Raw genomic sequence first — 17293 nt, 5'->3', positions numbered from 1 at the left:
TAATTAAATATTCAATTTCAAGGTGCTTATGCACATAAGAGAATAGGGAAACCGGTGAAATTCCGGTACGAACCCATCACTGTAATCAGAGACAACGCCCATCAGGCCACTGAAAATATTCGGGAAGGCGGGCCGCGGAGGATCTGTAAGTCAGGAGACCTGCCTTGAAAACTGTTTTGCCTGGGGTATCGCGTAAAAACAGTACCGTTGATCACTGGTTAAATGGGAACCGGTCAGCAAATGCTGACCGGTTCTTTTTTAATACTATTCCATCATTTTATAAAGGAGAAAGAAAGATGAAAAAAACACTAAAAAACAGCATTCTTGGCGTAGCGCTTTCCCTGGTCGTAACAGCCTCCCTGCTTGGCGGCTGTGCCCAGAACAACACGGACAGCGCCACAGGGACAGACATCGGCAGCAGTGCCGGTTTCCCGGTAACCGTAACAAATTATGACGGCACTGAGCTGACAGTCAGCCAAAAGCCTGAGCGCATCGCTTCCCTGACTCTGGGCATGGACGAAATGCTCCTGGAAATGGCCGATGAAAACCGGGTTGTCGGACTTTCCGGCAAGAACGCGGACAATGAAGCCGTCTCCAACGTTGCTGATAAGGCCTCTAAATTCCCAAAGATCGAAAACAATATCGAAACGCTCTTGGCCGCAAAGCCCGATTTGGTCATCGGCTCAAGCTGGATTAAGGATGAATTTTTACAGCAGCTCACCGATAATAACATTCCTTATTATGGCTACAAAACACCTGTTACTGTCGAAGAACAGGAACAGATCATCCTGGATCTCTCCAAGGTTCTTGGCGAAAGCGATAAGGGACAGGCCATTGTGGATGACATGAACAAACGCATGGAAGCCGTTATCCGCAAGACTGAGACCTCAAAGGATAAGGATGTAAAGGTCATGGCCTACAATATGCACGGCAGCACCAACGCCAACAACACCATTTTCAATGACATTGTCCAGAAAATCGGTGCTGTCAATGTCTCGGCTGAGGCTGGACTGGACGGCGTCGCCAAGATTTCAAAGGAAAAAATCATTGAAATGAACCCGCAGGTGCTGATCCTTATGGCCTGGGAACAGGATGACCTTCAGGAGTTCCAGGCCTTTGCCGATTCCCTGAAAACCGATGAAAGCCTGAAAAATGTGGATGCCATTAAGAACGACCGGGTGTACACGGCTTCCAACCGCTATATGACCTCTGTCTCACACCATATCATCGAGGGTATTGAGTTCATGGGAGCCTCTGTATATCCTGATGTTTTCTAAAAACAAAAAGGCCCTTTACGCACTTCTCACCCTCGCCCTTGCCGCTGCTTTTATCCTCTCTGTCGCCCTGGGCGCTGTCCGGGTTCCCATCGGAGAATCCGTCCGAATCCTGATCAACGGCATTACGCATCATACCTTTTTTGAAGTGGATAAAAGCTACGAAAGCATTATTTTCAGCGTCCGCCTGCCCCGGGTTATCACCGCAATCCTTGTGGGGGCGGCGCTGGCCATCTCTGGAACCGCCATTCAGAGCCTGTTTCGCAATCCCATGGCCGATCCCGGCGTTATCGGAATCTCCAGCGGCGCGAGCTTTGGAGCCATTGTTGTCATCGCTTTGGGACTCAGCTCTGTCAGCCTTTACTTTACACCCGTTTTCGCATCCATCGGGGCCCTTTTAATCGCTTATGTAATCTATCGGCTCTCCTGCCGGGAGCGCAGCGTGTCCATGCTGACCATGATTTTATCGGGGATGGCGGTCAGCACCTTTATCCGTGGAATGATCGCCTTTATTCTGACAGGGCTGAACGATGATCAGATGAAGGATTATATGTTCTGGTCGGTGGGCAGCCTGGCGGACAGGCGCTGGGAGCATGTCTTTTTAATTGTTGTTCCCATTCTTCTCGGCATGCTTCTTTTATGCCTGAGGGCTTCGGATCTGAACATCCTGCTGCTCGGCGATGAAGAAGCCCATTCTGTGGGGCTGAACCCGGGAAAAAGCCGGAAGGTTATCCTGTTTTTATCCGCTCTCACCACCGCCATGGCTGTTTCTGTCAGCGGAAGCATCAGCTTTGTGGGGCTTATTGTTCCCCACATGATGCGTCTGCTGGTGGGGGCGGACAACCGGCTGCTGCTGCCGGTCAGCGCCTTTGCCGGCGCCATCTTCCTGTTGCTCAGTGATTTGGTGGCCCGGCTCATCTTCGCGCCCTCTGAGATCAGCGTCGGCGTTGTTACGTCCATACTGGGCGCTCCGTATTTTCTGTATTTGCTTAATAAAAGCCGAAAGGACGGGATTGCACTGTGAATCTGTCATTATCTGCTCAAAATCTCTGTTTCAGCATCGGACAGCGCCAAATTCTTCACGATATTCATCTGGACTTTTCCGGCGGCGAATTCATAGGGCTTATCGGCCCTAACGGTTCTGGAAAAAGCACCTTTCTCAAGTGCCTTAACGGCATCAACGCCTTTACAGGCCAGGTGCTTATAAACGGGCAGCCGCTGCAGACCTTTGAGAGCAAGGCCCTTGCCCGTGAGATTTCCCTGATGAATCAGGAAACAAGCATTACCTTTCCATTCAGCTGCCGCGACGTGGTATTGATGGGCCGTTATCCTTACAGCAAAACAGCGCTGACAACACCCGAGAAGGACGCTGCGGCCGCGGACCAATACCTCGAAAAAATCGGGATCGGCCATCTCAGCCTGCAAAAAATCAACGCGGTTTCGGGCGGCGAACGGCAGCGTGTACTGCTGGCAAAGCTCTTAGCCCAGGAAACCGGTATCCTTCTGTTGGATGAGCCCATCTCCAGCCTGGACATCAAATATCAGGAAGAAACGTTTGGCCTGTTAAAGGAGCTGAGTCAAAGCGGTAAACTGGTCGTCTGCTCCGTCCACGACCTGCGCATTGCCCTTAAATACTGTACACGGCTGGTACTGCTCCACCAGGGGCGGGTGCTGGCCTCGGGAAGCTGCGCCGAGGTTATACGGCCAGAGCTGATCCGCGAAGCCTTTGAGGTTGAGATCCAAACCTATGAGAATCCCGTCAACGGCGCCCTTGATTTTCTGATTAAAGAAAAGCGCTGAGACTTCACGCCCAAACCCATATAATCCGCCATTAAACCAAAAAAGCTGCCTTAAAGCGCCAGCCGTTCCTCTCGAAACGCCGGCGCTTTGGCAGCTCTTTTTATTTTTGCCATTTTCCCCATTAACGGATAAAGTTGGTATATACGGTTTCTTCTCTTTTAGGAATGCCGTACTGCTCTTTGCCCAGGGCGATGCTTTTGATAAGAAATGCCATATTTTCAGCCAGGGTTCTCATGATCTGCAGGCCCTCAAGATCGCCGGCTGCTTCATCCGCGTTTCGCCCGTGCAGGCTGTTCCAATACTGGCCGGACGCCACTGGCATGCCGCTGATGGTAAAATACTTGTTCAGTTCGTCAAAGGTGGCGGACAGGCCGCCCCGTCTGGCTGTGACCACACTGGCCCCAACCTTCATGGTTTTATCAAAGGCCGTGCTGTAAAAGAGCCGGTCCAGAAACGCAACCATGGTCGCGTTGGCCGATGCGTAATAGACCGGGCTGGATACCACCAGACCATCCGCTTTTTCAAATTTCGGGGCGGTTTCATTGACCAAATCGTCAAAGGTGCATTTACCATGCTCTTTGCAGTAATTACAGGCAATACAGCCTCTGACCGCTTTGTGCCCCACATGCACCAGCTCAGTTTCAATCCCGTTTTTTTCAAATACGCCGGTCATCTCCTTTAGGGCGGTGTAACCTGCCCCGCTCGCATGGGGACTGCCGTTCAGCAATAACACATTCATCTCACTAGCCTCCTTGTTTTTTCGGAACCCTTTTGTCCCTGCTTTAAGTATAGTGCAACGCGGGCTTTGGGGCAAACAGATTTTAAAAATTTCAGGGATCAGGTCATATCGTCCCGAAGGGCGTCGATGATGTTTTCCTTTTTTATCCTGCGGGTGGCATAAAGCATTGTGACGAACACCAGAAGAAACACGCCGACCACGCTGATCAGAAGGCTGGCCCAGGGGAACGCAAAGGGGATCTCCGCGCCGCCCATACCCATGGCCTTATAAATAAGCCATGACAGCAGCGCCGCGGCCGGCACCCCGATCATCAGGGTTCTCATGCCGAAAAAGGCACATTCAAAATTCATCATCCGGTTAAAATCACGGTCGGACATTCCCACGGAGCGCAGCATGGCGAACTCACGCCTGCGCAGCTTGATATTCGTGGAAATCGTGTTAAACACATTGGCTGTCGCGATCAGGGAAATCATAATGACGAAAACATAGGTGAACACATCCACAACAAATACAATATTGCGGTTTTGCTCAAACATCTCACGGACATTGTACAGGCTGTAATTGGAGGCGATGGCCTCGCCCTGAAGAATGGTCTTCATCTCAGCTGTCGATTGGGCCGGGTTCTCCGACCGGAAGGTCAGGCCCATTTCGGCGTCGCTGCCCTGTTCAAAATAACTTTTCAGCTGATAGGGGGCTACCACCATAAAGGTGGCGGTGCTCACCGTGGAGGACGGTCTCGGAATTCCGTCAACCGGTATGGTATCGACAAGGGTTACACGGATGTCTTTGCCCATCTCTGCCGGTTCTGCGCCATCTGCCCCGGGGGTGATGGTAAAATTCATGGAGGTACTGTCAAACATATTGTACAGGCCGCTTTCCCCCTTTGCCTTGGCAACAGCGGTCATTTTGGCGTCCGGCCCTGTATACTGCTCTGCGGGCAATCCCAGCCCATTGATGAAATCCAGATACACCTTGTCCTCGATAAACTGGATGTCCATTGGCAGGTTCACGGTTTCTTCGGGGGATGACAGGCCTGCAGATTCGCGGTACCCCTGTGAAAGGTCCCCGGCCCTGGCCGCGCACGAATAGGTTGCAACCGCCTGGTAGGAGCTTTCATACACGCCGTTTACGGCTTTCAATTTGTCATAAAGCCGGAAAAAATCGCCCTCGTCCATGTCCTGCACTGTAAAGCAGATGTCATAGTCCGAATCCACGACGGACTGCTGTGCCGCCTGCTTCAGGTCGGTTCCAAAAGCATTGGCCGACACAAACAGCACAACGCTCAGGGTAAGGGACAGCACAATGCTGCGGTACCGTTTTTTATTTCGCTTAAAGTTCTTCAGCGCCAGTGTTCCTTCCAGGCCATAAACGCGCTGCACCAGCGCGGATGTTTTAACGGCCTTAGACTCGATTCTGACCTCGTTTGTCTGGCGGATACTTTCCAGCACTGGCCGGCGCGCCGCCTTTCGCGCTGGGATGTACGCCGAAATTAAAATGGTAATCATGCTGACCACCGCAGAAATTACCAGCGCGGGGACGGATACTGTCAGGGTCAGGGGCACATCGGTTGAAAGAATATTCTTGAAATTTCCCGCGATAAGGGCGATGACCAGCGTGATGCTGCCAATGCCGGCAGCAAGGCCGATGGGGATGCCCACAGCGCCGATACAGAGCCCTTCAAACAGCACGGAATTGCGCAGCTGCTTTGCGGTGGCCCCCACCGATGAAAGGATTCCAAACTGGCGCGTGCGCTCGTTGAGCGAAATATTGAAGGCATTGTAGATCAGGAAAATGGAGCCCAGCATGATCAAGGCGACCAGAATACTGCCCACTGAGTACAAAAGGGTATTGAACAGGGTATCGTCCGAAAGACCCATAAACCGCAGCACATTATCGTTAAAAACCGTGTTGTAGCCTCCAGCCGCTTCCTTCGCGTAGGTGTGAACCGACCGCGGGTTGGCCAGCGTGACAAAAAGGTTAAAGCTGTCCGCCTGTTCGACAGGATCCGCTGCGGTGATCAGCGTATAGCCCGGGGCGGAGGCTTCCTCAAAACCGGGCCTCTCATAGCTGCCAACAACCGTGTAGGTTTTTTCGGTTTTGGGGACAAATGCTTCTTCCGTCCCCGCCCCGTTTTCCGCACTGTAAGGGCTGTGCTGCGTAAGCGGCCCGTCGGGGCCCACGCGGTCCCCCACCGCAAGGGACAGCGTGTCCCCCACGGCGTAATTCACACCGCCGTTTGCAAAAAGGTGCGAGGGGATCAGAATCTCTCCACTATTCTGCGGAAGCCTGCCGGTCAGCAGGTTTATGGGTAAATCCTGAAAGGCTTTTTCGTTAAAGCCTGTGATGAAAAGATAGGGCTTATCCGGATTTTTTCCGCCGTCAAGGGCCGCGTAGCCGATATTTTCAAGCACGGTTGTGTTTTTGGCGTTGCTGTCATGGCTTCGTTCCTGCACAAAGGCCGAATCCACATCCAAAAACTCGACATCCCAGCTGCCATACTTCATCATCGAGCTGTTGATCAGATAATGTTGCAGCGAGACGGCAAAGGTGGCGACCGCGGTGATCATGGCTGTGGACAAAACCACGCCGATAATCGTAACAATCGTCCGTGTGCGGCTCTTCTTCAGGCTTTGCAGGGTGACTTTGTTAAAAATATTCATGGCCGTACCCTTTCGTCACGCACGACCTTGCCGTCGGAAATGCCGATAATACGGTCGGCCTGCAGGGCGATATTTTCGTCATGGGTGACAAGAATAAGGGTCTGTCCATATTTTTTATTGCTCAATTTCAACAAATTGACAATTTCATGGCCGTTCCGGCTGTCCAGACTGCCTGTGGGTTCGTCGGCCAGCATGACCGCGGGCGCGTTCATCAGGGCGCGCCCGATGGAAACACGCTGCTGCTGTCCGCCTGAAAGCTGGTTGGGCAGATGCGTCTGGCGGTCCTTCAGGCCAAGCAGCTCCAACAGGTTGTTCAGCCTTTTCTGGTTCACCTTCCGGCGGTCCATTAAAACCGGCAGGGTAATATTTTCCACCACATTCAGTGTGGGGATAAGGTTATGGAACTGATAGATCAGCCCTACCTGCCGCCTGCGGAATATGGCCAGCTTGTCATTGCTCTGGGCATAGACATCCTGTCCGTCCAGAAACACCTTTCCGCCAGTGGGCACGTCCACGCCGCCGATCATGTGGAGCAAAGTGGATTTGCCCGACCCGGATGAGCCGATGATCGCGGTAAAATCCCCCTTTTCGATTGTAAGTGAAACATGGTCAAGGGCCGTAACCTGATTTTCCTCTTTACCGTAGACCTTGCATAGATTTTCAATTCTTAATAGCTCCATTATGTGAGCCTCCTTTCCTCTGGTATACCCATATAATAAAGCTTTCCGCTAACATTCCGGTGACTTTCAGGTGAGAGATCCGTCACTTTGGGAAACGCAGGGTAAAGACCGCCCCGCCCTGCGGGTGGTTTTTGGCGGTAATGGTTCCGCCCTGCCCTGTTACAATCATCTTGCAGAGGGCCAGCCCGATTCCATAGCCCGACGCGCTTGTGCTTTTCCCCCGGTAAAAGCGGTCAAACAGGCGCGGTATTTCCGCTTTCTTAAAGCCCGGTCCGCTGTCATGGACGGCGATCTCGGTAAACAGCGCATTGTCTTTGACGGTAATCTCAATCTTCCCGTTTTGACCCGCGCTTTCCATACAATTTTTAAGAATATTTTGAAGGGCCTCCGAAAGCCATCCGGCGTCCCCACAGATTTCCGCCCCCTTCGGCGCCGCTGTCTCTACTTCCACGCCGCGCAGCTCCATTGGGATCTGGAGCGGGCGAAGTGCGCCGCGCACCAGGCTCTGGACATCAACCGGCTGGCTCTGGAATACCACAACGCCCGCATCCAGGCGGGATAATTTTAAAAGGGACGTCAGCAGCCAGTCCATGCGCATAAGCAGTTCCTCGGTTTCACGCACAAAGGCTTTCCGTTCATCTTCATCGGAGCTGTTTGCCATCAGGGACAGTAGAAGGTTCATAGAGGTGAGCGGTGTGCGCAGCTGATGGGCAATGTCGGCCAACGAATCGGCCAGATGCGTCTTTTCTTTTTTCAGCGCTTCGTTTTGCTCACGAATGCGCAGCGTCATTTTTTTTACCTCGCTGTACAAAATGGAGAGCTCGCCCTCTTCCAGCTCCTCTATGTCCAGCCGGTCGTAATTATGAAGCACCAGATCAATCTGGTCGGAAATCGCCGCGATACTTTTGTACCGGGCCCTGGTATGTATGAAGAAGGCGGCGCCAAAGGCCGCCGCGGACACAAGGGACAGGATTCCCGCCGCCCTGCTGATCCAAAAGCCCAGCGCCGTAAAAATGACAGCCATCGCCAAAAACAGCATGGCGAACCGCTTAAACGCTTTATTCCGAAGCATGGCCGCCTCCCAGCCGATAGCCTGTGCCGCGGACCGTCAGAATGATTTTCGGCTTCGCGGGGTCATCCTCGATCTTTTCCCGCAGGCGTTTGATGTACACGGTCAGCGTATTGTCATTGACAAACTCCCCGGCCGCGTCCCACAGCTCATCCAGCAGCCGGTCCCTGGTGATAATGCTTTTAGGATTGTTTACAAACATTAACAGCAGGCGGTACTCCAAGGCTGACAGAAAAACCTCGGCGCCGTCTTTTCGGACCAGCCCGGCCGCCGTATCGACCTGAAGGCCTTCCACCTCAAAGGCCGGCGCCGGGCGTCCGCTTTTTCGCAGCGCTGTCCCGATCCGCGCGATCAGCTCCCGCGGGCGGAAGGGCTTTGTGATATAGTCGTCCGCACCCATGTTCAGCCCGGTAACAACGCTCGCCTCGTCGCCGGAGGCGGTCAGAAAGATCACGGGTATATCCTCTTTTTCTTTGATTTCGGTGCAAACCGTAAAACCATTGCCGTCTGGCAGCGAAATATCAATCAAGGCCAGGTCAAATTTACTTTCGTCAAGCACAGCCGAGGCCTGGCGCCGCGTGGAGGCGTGGGTGACGCTGAACCCCTCGGACTGGAGTAAAAGCATCAGGTTTTTCGCAATGGCCTTATCGTCCTCAACCAAAAATATTCGTTTCATCTGTGTTCACCATCCTTGCTGTAATATGCTTCATAAAGCTTTGCTCTGTAGCCCTATTGTATTTCTTTTGCGCAAAACATGCAAGGCGGCTCAGGCTGTCTCCCGGCCTGGCCGCGAAAAAATGATTGCCGCAAGCGCAGAACATTTATTCTTATATTCTTTTATGTTTTTATCTTTTAATAAGTATAAACGCTATTTTAAACTTATCCCTTGACATTTTGCGGGTATCATTATAATATAAGATTAAAATAAAACTTATGTTTGTTTTAGCGATAAACAAAAGTTCTCTTTTAGTATTGGATTAAACACCTGAATCTTTGAACAGATATTGTAAGAGAGGTCCGCGATAATGAATGCTTCAGAAAAATCAATCCCGCCAAGCCGTCCGGTAAAGTCCGGCCACGTTTATCTCTGCATTGATCTCAAGTCCTTTTACGCTTCGGTGGAGTGTGTTGAGCGCAAGCTTGACCCCATGACAGCCAATCTTGTGGTCGCCGATGTCACCCGCACCCAGAAAACAATCTGCCTGGCCGTCTCTCCCGCCCTGAAAGCCTACGGTATTCCCGGCCGCCCCAGGCTTTTTGAGGTTGAGCAGAAGCTGAAAGCCGTCAGGCGGCAGACCGGCGAAAGGGTCCGCTATATTGCCGCCTCCCCGAGAATGCAGCTTTACATTGACTACAGCGCCCGAATCTATGAGACCTATCTTAAATATGTGTCGGCAGAGGATATCCATGTGTACAGCATTGATGAAGTCTTTATGGATGTGACCCACTATCTTTCGCTCAGCCGCCATGCGGACGGACAGCCGGTGACGGCGCGGCAGCTGGCAAAACAGATCATCCATGACGTTTTCAAGGCCACTGGGATTACGGCCACTGCCGGCATCGGAACCAACCTTTACCTGGCCAAGGTTGCCATGGATATTGTGGCCAAGCATGTAAAGGCAGACGCGGACGGCGCACGGATTGCCGAGCTGGATGAAATGCGGTACCGGCAGCTTCTCTGGGATCACCGGCCCCTCACTGATTTCTGGCGCGTTGGCCGGGGAATCGCCAAAAGGCTTGAAAAAAACGGGATGACCACCATGGGCGACGTGGCCCGGATGAGCCTGCAGGGCGGCCGCGCAAACCAAAATGGTGAAACGCTGCTTTACAATGAGTTCGGCATTGACGCGGAATTGCTCATCGACCACGCCTGGGGGATTGAGCCCTGCACCATGGCCGACATCAAAAGCTATCAACCCAGCACCCACTCCCTTTCCTCCGGCCAGGTGCTCCCGCGCGCTTATGACAGCGCCCAGGGAAGGCTGATCGTCCAGGAAATGGTGGAGCTGATGGCCTATGACCTGGTTGAAAAGGGCCTGGCCACGGCCAGTGTGACCCTGCATATCGGATATGACAGGGAAGGTCTCAAGGACAGCCGCTACGACGGCGGCGTTCATATTGACCACTTTGGCCGGGCCGTGCCGAAACCGGCCCACGGCACGGAAAAATTAACAGATGCAGGCGGCCAGCCGGTTTACAGCAGCTCGGCGAAGAAAATCACCCACGCCGCCATGACGCTCTATGACCGGATCATCGACAAAGGACTTATGCTGCGGAGAGTCTCTGTGACTTTTAACGACGTCGCGTCAGCCGCGGATCCTAAAGTAACCTGCCGGCAGCTCAGCCTGTTTGAAGAAGATACCCGGGAAAAGAAACTGGAAGAACAAGAGCAGAAAATGCAGCAGGCGCTGCTTAAAATAAAGCGCAAATACGGAAGCAACGCAGTCTTTAAAGGCATGAACCTGCAGGACGGCGCGACCACCCTGGAGCGCAATAACCAAATCGGCGGCCATAAGGCGTAAAGGACGCCGCCCGCGTTAAAAGGAGGTTTTGCCTCATGGGCAATTACGATGATATCATGAACCGGACACGGCCCGTTTCCGGCCGGCGCACGCACATGGCCAACGCGGACCGGGCAAAGCAGTTCTGCCCTTTTGCCGCACTGAAGGGCTACGAGGAAGCCCTCCGGCTAAAACAGGTAAAATACGAAAAAAGAATCGAATTGACGGACGACGCCAAAACGATTCTTGACCGCAAGCTCCATATTCTGGCTAAGCGGCTGAAGGACGGGCTGGAAACTGCTGTCACCGTCAGATATTTTGTGCCCAAAATAAAGCCGGAGGCCCCTGAAACGCCCCTTGGTTCCTACATGGAGATCACCGGCAGGGCCGAAAAAATCAAAGCGGAAGCCCGGACGCTCCAGATATCCGGGAAATCGCTTTTTATGGATGATATTGTGGATATCCGGGAGGCCCCGGATGGCGTATTTGAACCGGCGGACCACAGCTTTTGCGATCCCTGTGATTAATCGGTGTATCTTTTAAGCAGGCCTAACTCATCCATTCTTATCATGGCCTCAGCCTTACCAGAAGCGTTTAATTTTCTGTAAAGCTTAATCAAATCGACTTCTTCCTGAGAAATGATGGCTGTCGCCGGGTCTCCGTCTGACATTTCGACATCGTGTCCGGCCAGCCAGCCTTCTCTGACTTTCAAAACCTCCGCCATCTTTTTGATCCTTTCCGGATTTGGAGTAACCGCGCCGGCCGCATACTGGCACATCGCAGAAAAGCTTATGCCGCACGCTTTGCAGAGCGTGGCCTGGCGCATCTGGTTTAAACTCAATGCAATTTTGATACGGTCCCCTATTATTTCACTCATGATTCGCTCCTGACGCTTAGATACACAGGCTTTTGACGCCCTGTACCAATATTCCACTGAAATTCTTTTCGGATACTTTTGTATTTACTGTCAATTATAACACGATCCGTTTTGCGTTTAAAGAGCCAGTGGAAAATCATCTCTATGACAGCTTCAAGGAAAACTGCATATTATAGCAAGTATTTATTTTAATATAAAAACAACCGTTCTTTATCTAAATAAAAATAAAAGCCGACTTTTACTGCAGGCTTTTAATCATTATACGATAGTTGTTTTTTAAGGCTGCTAAACTACAATCAAATTCATATCATCCTTTACTTTTAACGTTTCCTATTTTATAAAGTCAGGATACATTAATTTACAACTTGCCTCTCACTACATAATTCGGATCATTCTTCTGTATTTTATCCATTATAAATGCTGAAATTCGTACTTTAATTTGATTTTATCGCCCCGGAAAACTACCTTTGAATATTCGTATGGTATATCGTTTTGTGCGAAAAGTATATCTTCAAGAATCAGCAGTGGATAGCTTTCTTCTACACGAAAAAGCTGGGATTCTTTCTTAGACGCTCTGACAAATTCCAGGGTCTCCTGTATGCGTGTTGGCAAAAGCTGGTATTCTTTCTCAAGAATTACGCAAAGCTGCTCATCCACCAGATCATGCCTTTCAATTCCCTCACATAATTGTACCGGAATATAAGAGTAATGCAGGCTAATGGGCTTACCTTTAAGATAACGCATACGCTCAATCAGCTTAACCGGTGCCGCCTCTGGCACGCGTAGTTTTCTTGAAACACTGGCGGAAGCCTGAATAATCGCAGAATCCAATAGTTTCGTCGTTGTTTCGTAGCCCATGCGTTCGAGTTGCTCCCGAAAGCCCATGTAAGCTAAGGATTCTGTCATAATTTTGGGCTCTGATACAAAAGTTCCCTTTCCCAAAACTCGATAAAGCACGCCCTCCTGAACCAAATTTTGACAAGCGGTTCGTATGGTCATACGGCTTAAACCGAACTCTTTGCTTAACTCGCTTTCAGAAGGGATGGCTGCCTGTGGTTTCCAAATACCATTATCAATATTATTACGAATCAGTTCCTCTAGCTGAATGTAAAGTGGCTTTGGATTATTTCTTTCAATACTGTTCATCATTAATCCTCCGGAAGATATGTGTCTATATCATACCATAAGATGCTTCTGTTTTTGCTCTTTTGTCTAATATATTTGATTTTATCGATACAAAAAAACTTCATGCTTGTTGTTCTTCATTAATATTAAGGGCATTCAGCTTTCCATATGATATTAAAATCGCCAGGAAATCTAAATGCCCTATTAAAATAATATCTAAATGTTATTTTTTACATTCCTCTAAAAATTCAGCATACTGCTGTACTAATTTACCTGCGCTTCTAGTTCCTACTAAACTTACCCCCATATGTTCAAACAAATACATTGCGGCAGGCAATGCAAAAGTTCTTGGAACACCTGATACTTTGATCTTAGTATCTCCTGATAAGTTTTCTTTCATTATTTTTACATGTTTAATATCCGGAAAAGCCTGCGACCCTGTAGCTGTCTTTACATAGGTAACTCCCTGCTCACAACAAATCTTTGTCAATGCAGCAATATCTTCATCTGATAAAAATCCGACTTCAAAAATCAATTTTGTATCGCAATCTTTGCCGCAAATTTCCACAAAATGTTTGATCTCATCGGTAACCAAAGCATAGTTTTTATCTTTAAGCGCTCCGATATTAACAACCATATCACAAGCCGTACAGCCAGCCTTAACCATTTCTTCCAATTCAAACAATTTTACTTTTGTCGCACATGCACCATAGGGGAAGCCAATGACGGCACTTGGGCCAACGCCACTTCCAGCCAGTTCCTTTTTGACTAATTCAATCCATGTAGAATTAACATTTACCGAGTTTACTTTGTACTCTGCCGCGGTCCTGCATGCATCAATGATGTCTGCTTCCTGAGCATCCGGCGCTAAATAAGCTAAATCAAAATGTTTTGCGAATTGTTCTACTGTTAACATAATTTTCTCCTTAAAATTTATATTTTACAGGATATCCTGTAAGAAATCGATTAATGAATCAACATCCATTTCCTTGGGATTGCTTGTCATGCTTGTACCTAAACTGCCTTTGGCAATCTCTGGAATGTCTTCTTTGGGAACTTTCAAAAACTTATAGTCTGGCTGGACACCAATCGCTTTATTTAAATCAAACAAGAATTTAATAGCCGCCTGTGTCCCTTCGCCTTCTTCTGCAAAGCGTTTTCCTGTAAGCGCTTCCCCCACTTTATCCAGTTTTTCTCCTGCAACGTCTGCGTTTAACTTGACAACATGAGGCAATGCAATACCACAGGCCTCACCATGACTGAGATGGTACCTGATTCCCATGGCCATACCAACACCATGCGCTGCTCCTAAACCAGAATTTGCAAAGGCCATGCCTCCAATTAAAGACGCTGCTGCCATTCCTTCTCTGGCTTCTAAATCCTCACCGTTTTCATAAGCTCTCTGAAGGTATTTTCCTGCTAATTCTATCCCTTTAATTGCCAGCGCATCGCTTACAGGTGTTGCCCTAAAGGTTATATATGCTTCGATTAAATGTGTCATGGCATCAATCCCTGAAGAAGCTGTTACTTTTGCAGGACAGCCAATGGTTAATACCGGATCGACAATGGCTACAGTTGCCACCATTTTGTCATCACGCATGGATCTTTTAAAACCAGCTGTTTTTGAACCAACTACTGCATTTTTAGTAACTTCACTGCCTGTCCCAGCTGTTGTTGGAATGGCAATAAAGGGTGCGGGTTCATTTACAACCTTTTTGCCTTTCCCAACGACTTCCAGATAGTCAATAACGGGTGCTCCATTTGTGATAAGTGCTGCAACTGCCTTGCCAACATCAATGTTACTGCCACCGCCAAGAGAAACTACTGCATCGCAACCATTTTTCATTGCAAAATCATAGACTTCATCGACAAGTTCAACGGTTGGTTCACCCTGTACATCTGAAAAAACAGCAAAGCCTGCACCAAGTTCGTCAATCTGTTTTGTAATTTTGTCCATTACCGGAGTTTTATAAAATGCCGGGTCAATAACTAAAAGAAAGTTTTTTCCCAGATGTCCGATATGCTGTTCAATTTCATCAATTGCGCCATTTTTCAGTACAATTTTTGAAGCTGTGTAAAATGAAAAATTCATTAGTAACCTCCTAGTTATATTTATTTTCCAAAATGTTCATCCTGGTATTGCTTAAGCGCTGGGAACACACGTTTTGATAAGTCTTCATACAGCATTCCGTATATTTTATATAATTCATCATAAACCTTAACATTTTCAGGAATTGGATCGACACGGTAATCTACCTGCACCATGTTTTCAATGGCTTCATGTACATCTTTATAAACACCGGCTCCAATCGCGGCAAAAATACCAGCGCCCAATGCAGTAGCCTCTTCACAGCGTACCGTTTCAATGCTTTTATTATAAACATCTGCCTGAATTTGATTCCATAACCGGCTTCTTGCACCGCCGCCAACAGATCTTAAAATTTTTGTTTTAAACCCGAGTGTTTTATCGGCGTCATCGATCATGCTTCTCATTTCATAACAGACGCCTTCCATAACCGATCTGCACACATCGGCCTTGGTGTGGGAAAAGGATAAGCCTGTAAAAGTTGCGCGCCCATTTTCATCAAATCTTGGACAGTCACAACCAGCCAGCCACGGTGTATAAATAACACCATTTGATCCTACAGGCGATTTTTGGGCAAGATCTGTCAACACTTCATAGATGTCTTTTTTCATCAAATCGGCATAAGCAACTTCAGTTTGTGAAAACAAGTCTCTATACCATCGAAAACTACTGGCTCCTGAACTGGAGCTGCCCTCTACTTGCCAGTGGCCTGTTCCTGCGTGTCCCATAATCGAAATCTTTCCTTCGGCGTGACGTACTGGTTTCGATGTATAGGCATGAATAACACCGGCTGTTCCTAAAACACCTGATATCATGCCATCTTTTGCTACTCCAGCGCCCACGGCAGCACAGCGCTGGTCTCCAGCTCCTGCATAAACCGGCGTTCCTTCAAGTAATCCCGTTAAAGACGCAACTTCAGCGCTCACAGTCCCTACAAAATCTCCTGGATCTTTACGTTCAGGATATTTGTTTATATCAATATCATAAAGCTTTGCTCTTTCCGGATCCAACTTAAATGTGTTGCCGTCCGCAATTTTGGTGTAGATTATGCCTGGAAGATCATCATAATAGTCTTTCTTATTTCCAGTAAAGGAACTGATCATTAAAGCTTCCATACCTATGAATTTATACGTTTTTTCGTATACTTCCGGTAAATGTTTTTTGATCCATAAGAATTTGGGCGTTGTGGCCAATGGCCCAAAGGGATAGCCGGTATAATTGTAGTCCTCTAAATCCGATATCCCCTGTTTAGATAAACATTCACGCATATATGGGAACATCTCTGCACCCCGGAAATCATTCCATAAAATAATACGATATAAGAAATTTCCATCTTTGTCGACAGGTACAAAGGTACAGCACATGTGTGAAAAAGAAATACCTGCTATGTCTTTCGGGTCCACTCCAGAATCAATGACCGCTGCTTTTGTAGAGCTGTATAATAAATCCACCACTTCTTTCGGATCTTGTTCTACACGCCCCGGCGCCGGAAAATACGTTGGTGTATTAAATGTTCCGCTTCCAACCATGCCACCTTTTTCATCAAAAACAACCGCCTTCGTGCCTGTTGTACCGATATCAATCGAAACAAAATATTTAGCCATAATAGCCTCCTTAATTAATTTTACTCCTTAAAAATTCTACCAACGAAAATCCTCAGAAATCTTTCCTTTTTCTCACCTCTTTTTATATCATTTTTAAATGACCTTTATTTAAAGAACGAAGTCCTTTATTTTCTCTGCTTTTTCAACCTTATAGGTTGAATCAATGCCTTCCAGTTTTTCCTTTTCCTCAAACCCGTATGTTACTGTACATATATCAATGCCTGCATTCCGGGCTGTTATACAATCCAGTTCTGCATCGCCAATCAAAATTGCTCTCTCTTTATCAATGGCACTGGCTTTTAAAATTTTTCGGATACACTCAGGATTAGGCTTTGGTTTTTCAACATCGTCTGCTGTTACAACAATGTCAAAATAACGATCAATCTTAAATATTTTTAATATCTTTTCGGTTGCGGTTCTTGTTTTATATGTTGCTATCGCCAAAACTTTATGCTTTTCATAATAGTATTTAATTAACTCAAAAATACCTGGATAGAGTTCTGAAAACACATGACAATTATTTGTATAATTCTGATTGAAACGTTCAAGAATCTCATGATCTATTAAATTCTTATTTTCATGGCCGAAACATTCTAATAAAATGTTTCTGGCTCCACCAATAATCTTGCTTTTTACAAATTCGTTGCTTCTTTGGGGAAATCCGTATTTATTAGCCAGGTAATTGACTGTTTGAGTAATATCCCCTGATGAATCAACCAGCGTTCCATCCATATCAAAAATAATCAAATCATAATTTTTTTCCATTGATACACCTGTTTTTATTGTGCGCCGTTTGCCGCGTTCATAAACCGGCGCTGATAGCTGATGACCTGATTGCAGGAGGTGAAGCGCGCCAGATAGGCTGGCTCTGCTGTGAT

The 17293-nt window shown here is 48.2% G+C and carries 16 protein-coding genes and 1 riboswitch; of the genes, 5 read left to right on the top strand and 11 right to left on the bottom strand.

Going from position 1 to position 17293, the window contains the following annotated elements:
• Positions 1–3: 3 nt before the first annotated feature.
• A riboswitch (cobalamin riboswitch) is annotated at positions 4–182 on the top strand.
• Positions 183–296: 114 nt separating this feature from the next.
• The 3 genes from I2B62_RS00080 to I2B62_RS00070 are packed head-to-tail and all read left to right on the top strand — an operon-like array spanning position 297 to position 3074.
• Positions 297–1277: an ABC transporter substrate-binding protein gene (locus tag I2B62_RS00080; protein ID WP_195266954.1), complete on the top strand. Its 981-nt coding sequence runs from the start codon at positions 297–299 to the stop codon at positions 1275–1277.
• Positions 1267–2298 carry an iron ABC transporter permease gene (locus tag I2B62_RS00075; RefSeq protein ID WP_195266953.1) on the top strand — a complete coding sequence of 344 codons (1032 nt, stop codon included), beginning with the start codon at positions 1267–1269 and terminating at the stop codon, positions 2296–2298. The genes I2B62_RS00080 and I2B62_RS00075 overlap by 11 nt, the downstream gene beginning before the upstream one ends.
• Positions 2295–3074, top strand: a complete 780-nt coding sequence (locus I2B62_RS00070) for an ABC transporter ATP-binding protein (RefSeq protein ID WP_195266952.1) — start codon at positions 2295–2297, stop codon at positions 3072–3074. Before I2B62_RS00075 ends, I2B62_RS00070 begins: the two co-directional genes overlap by 4 nt.
• Before the next feature lie 121 nt (positions 3075–3195).
• Here I2B62_RS00070 and I2B62_RS00065 read toward each other — a convergent pair whose 3' ends face one another.
• From I2B62_RS00065 to I2B62_RS00045, 5 genes are all read right to left on the bottom strand, one after another.
• Positions 3196–3813, bottom strand: coding sequence for a flavodoxin family protein (locus I2B62_RS00065; RefSeq protein ID WP_195266951.1), 618 nt, complete (start codon positions 3811–3813; stop codon positions 3196–3198).
• 98 nt (positions 3814–3911) lie between these two features.
• Complete coding sequence (locus tag I2B62_RS00060; protein ID WP_195266950.1) at positions 3912–6473, bottom strand: ABC transporter permease; 2562 nt, start codon at positions 6471–6473, stop codon at positions 3912–3914.
• Complete coding sequence (locus tag I2B62_RS00055) at positions 6470–7153, bottom strand: ABC transporter ATP-binding protein (RefSeq protein WP_195266949.1); 684 nt, start codon at positions 7151–7153, stop codon at positions 6470–6472. Before I2B62_RS00055 ends, I2B62_RS00060 begins: the two co-directional genes overlap by 4 nt.
• An 82-nt stretch (positions 7154–7235) precedes the next feature.
• Complete coding sequence (locus I2B62_RS00050) at positions 7236–8225, bottom strand: HAMP domain-containing sensor histidine kinase (protein ID WP_195266948.1); 990 nt, start codon at positions 8223–8225, stop codon at positions 7236–7238.
• Positions 8212–8898 carry a response regulator transcription factor gene (locus I2B62_RS00045; protein ID WP_195266947.1) on the bottom strand — a complete coding sequence of 229 codons (687 nt, stop codon included), beginning with the start codon at positions 8896–8898 and terminating at the stop codon, positions 8212–8214. The genes I2B62_RS00050 and I2B62_RS00045 overlap by 14 nt, the downstream gene beginning before the upstream one ends.
• 349 nt (positions 8899–9247) lie before the next feature.
• Between I2B62_RS00045 and I2B62_RS00040 the strand changes: the two genes are divergently transcribed.
• Together I2B62_RS00040 and I2B62_RS00035 are read left to right on the top strand one after the other, a co-directional pair.
• Complete coding sequence (locus I2B62_RS00040; protein WP_195266946.1) at positions 9248–10744, top strand: DNA methylase; 1497 nt, start codon at positions 9248–9250, stop codon at positions 10742–10744.
• 35 nt (positions 10745–10779) lie between these two features.
• Positions 10780–11250, top strand: a complete 471-nt coding sequence (locus tag I2B62_RS00035; RefSeq protein ID WP_195266945.1) for a hypothetical protein — start codon at positions 10780–10782, stop codon at positions 11248–11250.
• Here I2B62_RS00035 and I2B62_RS00030 read toward each other — a convergent pair.
• The 6 genes from I2B62_RS00030 to I2B62_RS00005 form a co-directional block, all read right to left on the bottom strand.
• Entirely contained in the window at positions 11247–11600 is a 354-nt protein-coding gene (locus I2B62_RS00030) for a helix-turn-helix transcriptional regulator (RefSeq protein ID WP_195266944.1), read from the bottom strand. The genes I2B62_RS00035 and I2B62_RS00030 overlap by 4 nt on opposite strands.
• Before the next feature lie 411 nt (positions 11601–12011).
• On the bottom strand, positions 12012–12749 hold the full coding sequence (locus I2B62_RS00025; RefSeq protein ID WP_243259378.1) for a GntR family transcriptional regulator: 738 nt from the start codon (positions 12747–12749) through the stop codon (positions 12012–12014).
• Between the two features lie 199 nt (positions 12750–12948).
• Complete coding sequence (gene deoC / locus I2B62_RS00020; protein WP_195266942.1) at positions 12949–13641, bottom strand: deoxyribose-phosphate aldolase; 693 nt, start codon at positions 13639–13641, stop codon at positions 12949–12951.
• A gap of 24 nt (positions 13642–13665) precedes the next feature.
• Positions 13666–14817, bottom strand: a complete 1152-nt coding sequence (locus I2B62_RS00015) for an iron-containing alcohol dehydrogenase (RefSeq protein ID WP_195266941.1) — start codon at positions 14815–14817, stop codon at positions 13666–13668.
• A 20-nt stretch (positions 14818–14837) separates the two neighbouring features.
• Positions 14838–16415 (bottom strand): FGGY family carbohydrate kinase, encoded by a 1578-nt coding sequence (locus I2B62_RS00010; RefSeq protein WP_195266940.1) that lies wholly within the window; start codon positions 16413–16415, stop codon positions 14838–14840.
• Positions 16416–16523: 108 nt separating this feature from the next.
• A complete protein-coding gene (locus I2B62_RS00005; protein ID WP_195266939.1) occupies positions 16524–17180 on the bottom strand; it encodes an HAD family hydrolase in 657 nt (218 codons plus the stop codon).
• Between the last annotated feature and the right edge of the window lie 113 nt (positions 17181–17293).

Origin of the sequence: Eubacterium sp. 1001713B170207_170306_E7, assembly GCF_015547515.1 — a bacterium.
Lineage (GTDB): Bacteria > Bacillota > Clostridia > Eubacteriales > Eubacteriaceae > Eubacterium.
Note: the sequence above shows the minus strand (reverse complement) of the source record. Positions and strands in the feature narration are given on the sequence as shown.